The 9183-nt window shown below is 67.8% G+C and carries 5 protein-coding genes and 5 pseudogenes; 4 read left to right on the forward strand and 6 right to left on the reverse strand.

Going from position 1 to position 9183, the window contains the following annotated elements; all coding sequences use genetic code 11:
- From GFK26_RS33895 to GFK26_RS33910, 4 genes and pseudogenes are all read right to left on the reverse strand, one after another.
- The gene (locus GFK26_RS33895) at positions 1-789 is read right to left on the reverse strand and encodes an SDR family oxidoreductase (protein ID WP_153285799.1); all 789 of its coding nucleotides are present in this window, start codon (positions 787-789) and stop codon (positions 1-3) included.
- A 42-nt stretch (positions 790-831) separates the two neighbouring features.
- Positions 832-1786: pseudogene (locus GFK26_RS33900) on the reverse strand (DMT family transporter).
- A gap of 21 nt (positions 1787-1807) precedes the next feature.
- A complete protein-coding gene (locus GFK26_RS33905; RefSeq protein ID WP_153280331.1) occupies positions 1808-3421 on the reverse strand; it encodes a gamma-glutamyltransferase family protein in 1614 nt (537 codons plus the stop codon).
- 15 nt (positions 3422-3436) lie between these two features.
- Positions 3437-4412, reverse strand: a pseudogene (locus GFK26_RS33910) (Bug family tripartite tricarboxylate transporter substrate binding protein).
- Positions 4413-4759: 347 nt separating this feature from the next.
- Here GFK26_RS33910 and GFK26_RS34425 point away from each other — a divergent pair.
- From GFK26_RS34425 to GFK26_RS34755, 4 genes and pseudogenes are all read left to right on the forward strand, one after another.
- Positions 4760-5230, forward strand: coding sequence for a porin (locus tag GFK26_RS34425; RefSeq protein WP_228121852.1), 471 nt, complete (start codon positions 4760-4762; stop codon positions 5228-5230).
- A gap of 225 nt (positions 5231-5455) precedes the next feature.
- The gene (locus GFK26_RS34430) at positions 5456-5758 is read left to right on the forward strand and encodes a porin (protein WP_228121853.1); all 303 of its coding nucleotides are present in this window, start codon (positions 5456-5458) and stop codon (positions 5756-5758) included.
- A gap of 431 nt (positions 5759-6189) precedes the next feature.
- Positions 6190-6948, forward strand: a pseudogene (locus GFK26_RS34750) (amidohydrolase); the annotation flags it as partial.
- 64 nt (positions 6949-7012) lie between these two features.
- The gene (locus GFK26_RS34755) at positions 7013-7393 is read left to right on the forward strand and encodes a M20/M25/M40 family metallo-hydrolase (RefSeq protein ID WP_416222581.1); all 381 of its coding nucleotides are present in this window, start codon (positions 7013-7015) and stop codon (positions 7391-7393) included.
- A gap of 64 nt (positions 7394-7457) precedes the next feature.
- Here the strand turns inward: GFK26_RS34755 and GFK26_RS33925 are convergent.
- A pseudogene (locus tag GFK26_RS33925) lies at positions 7458-8970 on the reverse strand (tripartite tricarboxylate transporter permease).
- Between the two features lie 19 nt (positions 8971-8989).
- Positions 8990-9169, reverse strand: a pseudogene (locus tag GFK26_RS33930) (tripartite tricarboxylate transporter TctB family protein); the annotation flags it as partial.
- Positions 9170-9183 lie beyond the last annotated feature (14 nt).

Raw genomic sequence — 9183 nt, forward strand, 5'->3', positions numbered from 1 at the left:
TCAGTACGTGCCCGGGTAGGCGCCGCCGTCGGCGAGCACGTTTTGCCCTGTCATGTAGCCGGCCTGCATGCTGCACAGGAACGCGCAGATCGCGCCGAACTCCGCCGGGTTGCCGAAGCGCTTGGCCGGAATGTTCTTCTTGCGCGCTTCCCATACCGTGTCGAAATCCTGGCCCGACTTCTGCGCCGCGCCGGCCATCGTGCCCTTGAGGCGGTCGGTCTCGAAGGAGCCCGGCAGCAGGTTGTTGATGGTCACGCCCTGCGCCGCCACCGACGTGCGCGCCACGCCCGCCACGAAGCCCGTGAGGCGCTGCGCGCCGTTCGACAAACCCAGGATGTCGATCGGCGACTTCACCGAGCTCGACGTGATGTTGACGATGCGACCGAAGCCGCGCTTGGCCATGCCGTCCACCGTGGCCTTGATGAGTTCGATCGGCGTGAGCATGTTGGCGTCGACCGCCTTGATCCACGCCTCGCGGTCCCAGTTGCGGAAGTCGCCGGGCGGCGGGCCGCCGGCGTTGGTGACGACGATGTCGAAGTCGTGGCCCAGCGCGAACACGGCCGCGCGGCCGGTTTCGGTCGTGATGTCGGCTGCCACGTGCTTGACGAACGGACCCGACGGGCCGGCCGCTGCCACCAACTGCTTGGCTGCAGCGTCGAGCGCCTCGGCGCCGCGCGCCACGATCACCACGTTGACGCCTTCGCGCACCAGCGCCTCGGCGCAGCCGTAGCCCAACCCCTTGCTCGCGCCGCACACCAGTGCGGTCTTGCCTGCAATGCCCAGATCCATGTGTTTGCTCCAGTCGATCGATCGATTGATCGTGCAGGGCGGCTAGCGCCCCTTGCGTGTGAAAACGAAGATGCCCGCGATGACGAGCACCGTGCCGGCCGCGATCCACGCGGTGAACGGCTCACCCAATATGACCACCCCCATGAGGATGGTGGACAGGGGCCCGATCATGCCGGTTTGCGCCGCAATGGCGGGGCCGATGCGCTCGATGGCCATCATCACCATGAGGACAGGCACAGCCGTGCACAGCGTGGCGTTGAGCACCGACAGCCAGATCACCTCGGGCGCCACCGCCATCGCCGCACTCATCGGCCGCGTGAGCACGAACTGCAGGATGCACAGCAGGCAGGCCACGGTGGTGGCCAAACCCACGAGCCGCAGCGAGCCCAGGCGCTTGACGAACTCGCCGCTGTACACAAGGTAGCCCGCGTAGCTCACTGCGCTCAGGAACACGAGGAACGCGCCCCATGCGGCCGCACCGCCGCCGCTTGCCGTCGCCACCGGTCCAGAGCTCGTGGCCGAACACCAGCAGCACGCCGGCGTAGCTCACGACCATGCCGAACACCTGCGGGCGCGTCGGGCGGCGCCGGTACAGCAGCCAGCCGAAGAACAGCACCAGCGTGGGGTTGAGGTACAGGATCAGCCGCTCGAAGCTGGCCGAGATGTAGGCCAGCCCGGCAAAGTCGAGAAAGCTCGCGAGGTAGTAGCCCGAGAAGCCGAGCCCCAGGATGCCGAGCCAGTCGCGCGTCGTGAGCGCGGGCTTGCCGCGGCCGGCCCACCACGCCATGAGCGCGAACAGCGGCAGCGCGAAGAGCATGCGCAGCATGATGAGCGTGATGGCGTCGACGCCATAGCGGTACGCCAGCTTGACGATGATGGCCTTGCCGCTGAAGGCGATGGCGCCCAGCGTGGCAAGGACGAGGCCGGTGACGTAGCCCTTGCGGGCGGCCTCGTGGGGGTGCGGGGGAGTGCCGGCCGATGCGGCTGCTTTGTTCATCCCCCGATCATCCCTTGATCCTCAGTAGCCTGCAGCGAGGCCGTCGCGGCGCGGATCGCTCGCGGCCACGTAGCCTTCGACCGACGGCTCGCCCGCGCGCCAGATGAACTGGCCGGCGCCGAAGTCCTGGTAGGAGTCGTTGATCACGTCCAGGTGATGGCCCAGGTCGCGCAGGCCCTGCACGGTGTCGGCCTTCATCGCGGCCTCGACGTTGATCTCGAGCCCCGCGTTGAAGCGCCAGCGCGGTGCGTCGCACGCAGCCTGCGGGTTCTGGCCGTAGTCGAGCATGCGCACCAGCGTCTGCATGTGGCCTTGGGGCTGCATGTTGCCGCCCATCACGCCGAAGCTCATCACCGGCTGGCCGTCCTTGGTGAGGAAGGCCGGAATGATCGTGTGGAACGGGCGCTTGCCTGGTGCCACCACGTTCGGGCTCTCGGCCTTGAGGCTGAAGCCGTGGCCGCGGTTCTGCAGGCTGATGCCGAAGTCGGGCTCCACGCAGCCCGAGCCGAAGCCCATGTAGTTGCTCTGGATGAAGCTCACCATCATGCCGCTCTCGTCCGCCGCGGTGAGGTAGATGGTGCCGCCCTTGACTGGGTTGCCGGCCTTGAAGTCCTGCGCCTTGTTCACGTCGATGAGTTTGGCACGCGAAGCCAGGTACGCGTCATCGAGCATTTGCGCGGGGGTCACCGTCATCGACGATGGCTCCGACACGTAGCGGTACACGTCGGCGAAGGCCAGCTTCATGGCTTCGATCTGCAGGTGCTGCGACTGTACCGAGTCGACCGTCAGCGAAGCGATGTCGAACTTCTCGAGGATGCCCAGCGCGATCAGCGCCGCGATGCCTTGGCCGTTCGGCGGAATCTCGTGCAGCGTGTGGCCGCGGTAGTCGCGCGAGATGGGCTTGACCCACTCGGGCTGGTAGGCCGCCATGTCGGCCACGGTGAGCGCACCGCCCTGCGCCTGCGAGAACCTGGCGATCGCTTCGGCGATCTCGCCGTTGTAGTAGGCCTCGCCCTTGGTGCGGGCGATGGCCTTGAGCGCGCGGGCCGCCGCGGTGAAGCGGAACAGTTCGCCGATCTCGGGCGCGCGGCCCCACGGCAGGAAGGCCTGGGCAAAGCCCGGCTGCGACTGCAGCAGCGGCGTGGCCGCGGCCCACTTGCCCTGCACTACCGGCGGCACGAGGTAACCGCGCTCGGCGATGTCGATGGCGGGCGCCATCAGGTCGGCAAAGGGCAGCTTGCCGAAACGGTCGCTCATCGCGACCCAGCCGCGCACCGCGCCCGGCACGGTGACCGAGTCGATGCCGCGCATCGGCGGCGTGGCGGCGTCGGCGCCGTACTTGGCCTTGAAGTACTCCGGCGTCCAGGCCTTCGGCGCGGGGCCCGAGGCGTTGAGGCCGTGCAGTTCCTTGCCGTCCCACAGGATGCAGAAGGCGTCGCTGCCCAGGCCGTTGCTCACGGGCTCGACAAGCGTCATCACCGCGGCCGTGGCAATGGCCGCATCGACCGCGTTGCCGCCCTGCTGAAGCATGCGCAAGCCGGCCTGCGCCGCCAGCGGGTGCGACGTGGCGACCACGTTGCGTGCGAACACCGGCAGGCGGGTCGAGAGGTAGGGGTTGTTGAAGTCGAAGTTCATGTCGGCGTGCTCTCGTTAGTCGTTGGTGATCTTGCGATCGACGACGATCTTTTTTCCATTTGGCGGCGTCAACGGCCACCATCTTTGCGAACTGCTCGGGCGTGCCCGCGTTCGCCGGCTCGATGCCCAGGCGGGCGAGCTTGTCTTTCAGCTCAGGGTCGGCCAGCGCTTCGTTGGCGGCCTTGTTCACGCGCGCCACGATGTCGGCCGGCAGCCCCTTCGGACCATAGAAGCCGAACCAGGTGTTCGACTCGAAGCCCGGCAGCGTGTCGGCAATGGGCGGCAGCTCGGGCGCGAGCGGGCTGCGCTTGAGCGAGGTGACGCCCAGTGCGCGCAGCCGGCCGTCGCGCACGTGCGGCATGCCGGTGGGGAGCGAATCGAACAGCACGTCGACCTTGCCGCTGATGAGGTCGGGCACCGCGAGCGCCGTGCCGCGGTAGGGAATGTGCGTGACGAACACGTCGGCCTGCGCCTTGAAGAGCTCCGCCGTGAGCTGCACGATGGTGCCGTTGCCGCTCGATGCGTAGTTGAGCTTGCCGGGGTTCTTCTTGGCGTGGTCGATCCACTCGCGCACCGTCCTGGCGGGCGTGTTGACAGGCACCAGCATGATGCTCGGCGCATCGCCGACGTGGGCAATGGGCGCGAAGTCGCGCACCGTGTCGTAGGGCAGCCGGGCCGTGATGGCCGGGCCGATGGCGTGCGTGCTCGTGGTCGCGAGCAGCAGCGTGTAGCCGTCGGGCGGCGCCTTGGCCGCGAGGTCGGAGCCGATGGCGCCGCCCGCGCCGGGCTTGTTGTCGATGATCAGCTGGGCGCCGAGCTTCTCGCTCATCTTCTGGCCCAGCGTTCGGGCGAAGAGGTCGGTGGCGCCGGCCGCCGGGAACGGCACGATCAACCGGATCGGACGGTTCGGATAGGGCTGCTGGGCCAGGGCAGGCACCGCGGCCAGCACCAGCGCGGCCGCGGCGAGCGCGATACGGGTGGTTCGTTTCATGGAATTCATTGTGTCCGAGGTGGTGTGTCGAGGGCGCGCCTTGTCCGACGTGGCCGCAGGATTGGACTCGCAGGGCATTGAAAGGAAATGGATTTATCGGATAGATATATAAATTGAGTGCATCAATCGTGCCACGGCCATCACGCGGCGTGAGGCATGCCCACGACCATCAGAAATAGCGATGGCGCCGCATCAGCAAACGGTATTTCCTCCATCGCGCCCTGCCGCCCGATAGTCGCGCCAGTCCACTCGACACCGAAGTGGCGCACAGGAGAACTCCCCTTGAACTTCCTTCCATCGAGGGCGCCGATGCCGGTGCCCTCTGCTTCAGCTCGCGCGTTCTTTTCATGAAGCGGCACCCACTCGGCCTGGCCCTGGTGACCCTGGCCGGCACGGCGTCGGCACAGTCCTCTGTGACGCTGTTCGGCGTCGTGGACGCGGGTGTCAGCCATTTCGAGGCCGTTAGCGAGTACCGCCCGGCGTTCGATCCGCGGCGCCCTGCCGCCGCGCTGCTTGCGGCGGGCGTGCCGAAGGTGACGCAGAGCCAGACCACGCTGTCGCGCGGCGGCTACCGCGGCAGCAGCCTGGGCTTTCGCGGCACGGAAGACCTGGGCGGCGGCCTGGCGGCGAGCTTCTGGCTGGAGTCGAACATCAGCAACGACGACGGCAAGACAGGCCTGGCCTCTTTCGCCAAGCGTTCCACCGTGAGCCTGTCGGGCGGCTTCGGCGAGCTGCGGCTGGGCCGCGACTACACGCCGATCTTCCGCAACGACTCGCTGGCCGACCGTTCGCCGTTCAGGGCGCCGGCCTGTCGGTGATTGCGCGCGTGAACAGCGCCTCGTCCGCATTGCTCGGGGCGCACCGGCCGGCGTGGCCGCCGGCGACAACTACGCGCGCGCCAGCAACAGCATCGGCTACTTCCTGCCGCCGAACCTCGGCGGCTTCTGGACAGGTCCAGTACGCCTTGCCCGAGAACATCCGCTACAGCCCCGAGCTCACGCCGACGAACGCGCGCGGGCGCTACATGGGCGGGCGCTTCGGCTATGCCAAGGGCGCTCAACGTGGCGCTGGCGCTCGGTGAAGACAACAAGGATCGCCTGCCCTCGGGTTCCGCGGCCAAGCCGCCCGTCGACGCCGGCGGCGAAGACCGGCTGAAGACCGTCAGCCTGAGCGCCACCTACGACCTCGGCCCCGTCAAGCTGCTGGGCGAGCTGTCGCAACTGCGGCACCGGCGCGCGCAGGCACAGCCCTGGGCACCGGAGCGCACCGACCGGTACGACGGCTACCTCGTGGGCGCCACGGTGCCCGTGGGCCGGGGCTCATCCGCGCCTCCTTCGGCCGCGTGAAGTACCGCGCCGGCGGCACCGGCCTGCCAGGCGACGCGGCACAGGGCGCGAGTGCCAGCCAGTGGGCGCTGGGTTACGTGCACCACCTGTCCCGCCGCACGGCGCGTACGCCACCTTCGCGCGCGTTCGCATCCGCGACGGCCAGAACGACAAGGCCATCGGCTCCGTGACGAGCGGCAGCGACGCACTATCCGGGCTACGTGGCCGCCAGCGGCTGGCGCCCGCGCAGTGCCATGGGCTACGACTTCGGCATCCGGCACATCTTCTGACCCCGTTCTCACTCCTCTACGCATTCACTCATGTTGATCCACTCACCCACCTTCGCCCTTCGCTCACTGGCCGTGGCCGCCCTCCTCGCCTTCGGCGCGGGCGCACACGCGCAGCCCGCTGCATCGTCGCCCGCTTCGGCGATCACGCCGCTCGTCGATGCGATGTACCCGCGGCTCGACGCGATCTACAAGGACCTGCACGCCCACCCCGAGCTTGCCTTCAAGGAAACGCGCACCGCCGCGAAGCTGGCCGCCGAGATGCGCGCGATCGGTTTCGAGGTGACCGAGAAGGTCGGCGGCACGGGCGTCGTCGCGCTCTACCGCAACGGTCCGGGGCCGGTCGTGATGGTGCGCACCGACATGGACGGCCTGCCGATGGAAGAAAAGACCGGTCTGCCCTACGCCAGCCAGGCCCGCACCGACTGGGGCGGGCGCGACAGCTTCGTGGCCCACAGCTGCGGCCACGACATCCACATGGCCAGCTGGCTCGGCGCCGCGCGCGCGCTGGTCGCACTCAAGGGGCAATGGAAAGGCACGCTGATGTTCATCGGCCAGCCCGCCGAAGAAACCGTGTCGGGCGCCAAGGCGATGCTCGCGGACGGCCTGTTCACGCGCTTTCGAAGCCCGACGCCGCGTTCGCGCTGCACACGGCGCCCACGCCGCACGGCGCCATCGGCTATGGCGTCGGCATCAGCAGTTCAACTCCGATTCGCTGGAGATCGTCTTCAAGGAAGCGGCGGCGGCGGCGGCTCGCGGCCGCACACCACCCTCGACCCGATCGTGATGGCCGCGCGCTTCGTGACCGACGTGCAGGCCGTGGTGAGCCGCGAGAAAGACCCGGCCGAATTCGGCGTCGTGACCATCGGCGCCATCCAGGGCGGCAGCGCCGGCAACATCATTCCCGACACTGTCACGCTGCGCGGCACCATCCGCTCGTACAAGCCGCAGGTGCGCGACAAGCTGCTGGCCGGCGTGCGCCGCATGTATGGCCGCTGCCGCGACGAGCGGCGCGCCCGAACCCGTGGTGAAGCTGGTGCAAGGCGGAGAAGCCCTGGTCAACGACGAAGCCGTGGTGACCCGCGCGGCTGCCGCGCTCAAGCAGGCGTTGGGCGCGGCCCATGTCGTGCAGTCCACGGTGCCGTCAACGGGCAGCGAAGACTTCTCGGCCTTCGTCAACGCCGGCGTGCCGTCGATGTACTTCACGATCGGCGTGCTCGATGCGCGCGACATCGCGGCCTCCGCCCAACCCGGCGGCAAGCCGCTGGCCCGCAACCATTCGCCCTTCTTCGCACCGGTGCCCGAGCCGTCGATCAAGACCGGTGTGCACGCGATGACCGTGGCGGTGCTCAGCGCATTGGGCAAGTAGCGCCGCAGGCATTCCTAAAGAAAAACGGCGAGGGCGCCGTTTTCGTTCAGGCAAAGGCCGTCGATCAGTCTTCGACGAAGGCCTCTTCGCGCTTGGACTTCACCGCGGGCAGCAGCACGATGACCAGCAGCAGCGCTGCGGCGATCAGCAGGCCGGCCGAGATCGGGCGCGTGACGAACAACGCTCCAGTCGCCCCGCGACAGCAGCAGCGAACGGCGCAGGTTCTCTTCCATCATCGGCCCCAGGATGAAGCCCAGCAGCAGCGGCGCAGGTTCGCAGCCGAGCTTGAAGAAGGTGTAGCCGACGAAGCCGAACACACCCACCATCCAGATGTCCCAGGTGTTGTTGTTGGTCGAGTACACGCCGATGGCGCAGAACAGCACGATCGCCGGGAACAGGAACTTGTAGGGCACCGACAGCAGCTTGATCCACAGGCCGATCAGCGGCAGGTTCAGGATCACCAGCATCGCGTTGCCGATCCACATCGAGGCGATCAGGCCCCAGAACAGCTCGGGGTTGCTGGTCATGACCTGCGGACCCGGCTGGATGTTGTGGATCGTCATGGCACCGACCATCAGCGCCATCACGGCGTTGGGCGGAATGCCCAGCGTCAGCAGCGGAATGAAGGAGGTCTGCGCGCCGGCGTTGTTGGCGGCTTCAGGCGCGGCCACGCCGCGGATGTTGCCCTTGCCGAAGGGCACTTCGCCCGGATGCAGCTTGGTCTTCTTCTCGATGGTGTAGGCCGCAAAGGCCGACAGCAGCGCACCGCCACCGGGCAGGATGCCCAGCGACGAACCCAGCGCGGTACCGCGCAGCACGGCGGGCAGCATGCGCTTGAAGTCTTCCTTGGTCGGGAACAGGCCCGACACCTTGGCGGTGAAGACTTCGCGCTCTTCGTCGGGACGCGACAGGTTGGCAATGATTTCGCCGTAGCCGAACACGCCCATGGCGATGGCCACGAAGCCGATGCCGTCGGTGAGTTCAGGCACGTCGAAGCTGAAGCGCGCGACACCCGAGTTCACGTCGGTGCCGACCAGGCCCAGCAGCAGGCCCAGCACGATCATCGCGATCGCCTTGAGCAGCGAACCCGATGCCAGCACCACGGCGCCGATCAGGCCCAGGATCATCAGCGAGAAGTATTCGGCCGGGCCGAACTTGAAGGCCAGTTCGGTCAGCGGCGGTGCGAAGGCGGCCAGGATGAGCGTGCCGACGCAACCAGCGAAGAACGAGCCCAGGCCCGCAGCGGCGAGCGCCGGACCTGCACGGCCCTTGCGCGCCATCTGGTAGCCGTCGATCACGGTCACCACCGACGACGATTCGCCCGGCAGGTTCACCAGAATCGCGGTGGTCGAGCCACCGTACTGCGCGCCGTAGTAAATACCGGCCAGCATGATCAGCGCCGACACGGGCGGCAGTGCGTAGGTGGCGGGCAGCAGCATCGCGATGGTTGCGACCGGGCCGATGCCCGGCAACACGCCGATCAGCGTGCCCAGAATGCAACCGGCCAGGCAGTACAGCAGGTTGGTGAAGGTGAAGGCAACGCCAAAACCCAGCGAGAGGTGTTCAAACAGTTCCATGGTGTGAGCAGCTTTCTTCTCAACCGGTGATGAAGGTCGGCCAGACCTGGATCTGGAGCTTCAACGCCCAGATGAACGCGACGTAGCTGCCGACGGCCAGCACGGTGGCCAGGATCAGCACGGTGGGCAGCTTGAACTCATGGCCCGCCAGGCTCGAGATGATCACGAGCGCGTAGATGGCGATGATCATGCCCATGGCCCGGCACGCCGAGG

It is taken from the genome of Variovorax paradoxus (assembly GCF_009498455.1).
Lineage (GTDB): Bacteria > Pseudomonadota > Gammaproteobacteria > Burkholderiales > Burkholderiaceae_C > Variovorax > Variovorax paradoxus_H.

Excerpts from the sequence above, each read along its gene's own strand:
- GFK26_RS33895 (WP_153285799.1), bottom strand. The coding sequence starts at position 789 with ATGGATCTGGGCATTGCAGGCAAGACCGCACTGGTGTGCGGCGCGAGC.
- GFK26_RS33905 (WP_153280331.1), bottom strand. The coding sequence starts at position 3,421 with ATGAACTTCGACTTCAACAACCCCTACCTCTCGACCCGCCTGCCGGTG.
- GFK26_RS34425 (WP_228121852.1), top strand. The coding sequence starts at position 4,760 with ATGAAGCGGCACCCACTCGGCCTGGCCCTGGTGACCCTGGCCGGCACG.
- GFK26_RS34430 (WP_228121853.1), top strand. The coding sequence starts at position 5,456 with ATGCCAAGGGCGCTCAACGTGGCGCTGGCGCTCGGTGAAGACAACAAG.
- GFK26_RS34755 (WP_416222581.1), top strand. The coding sequence starts at position 7,013 with ATGGCCGCTGCCGCGACGAGCGGCGCGCCCGAACCCGTGGTGAAGCTG.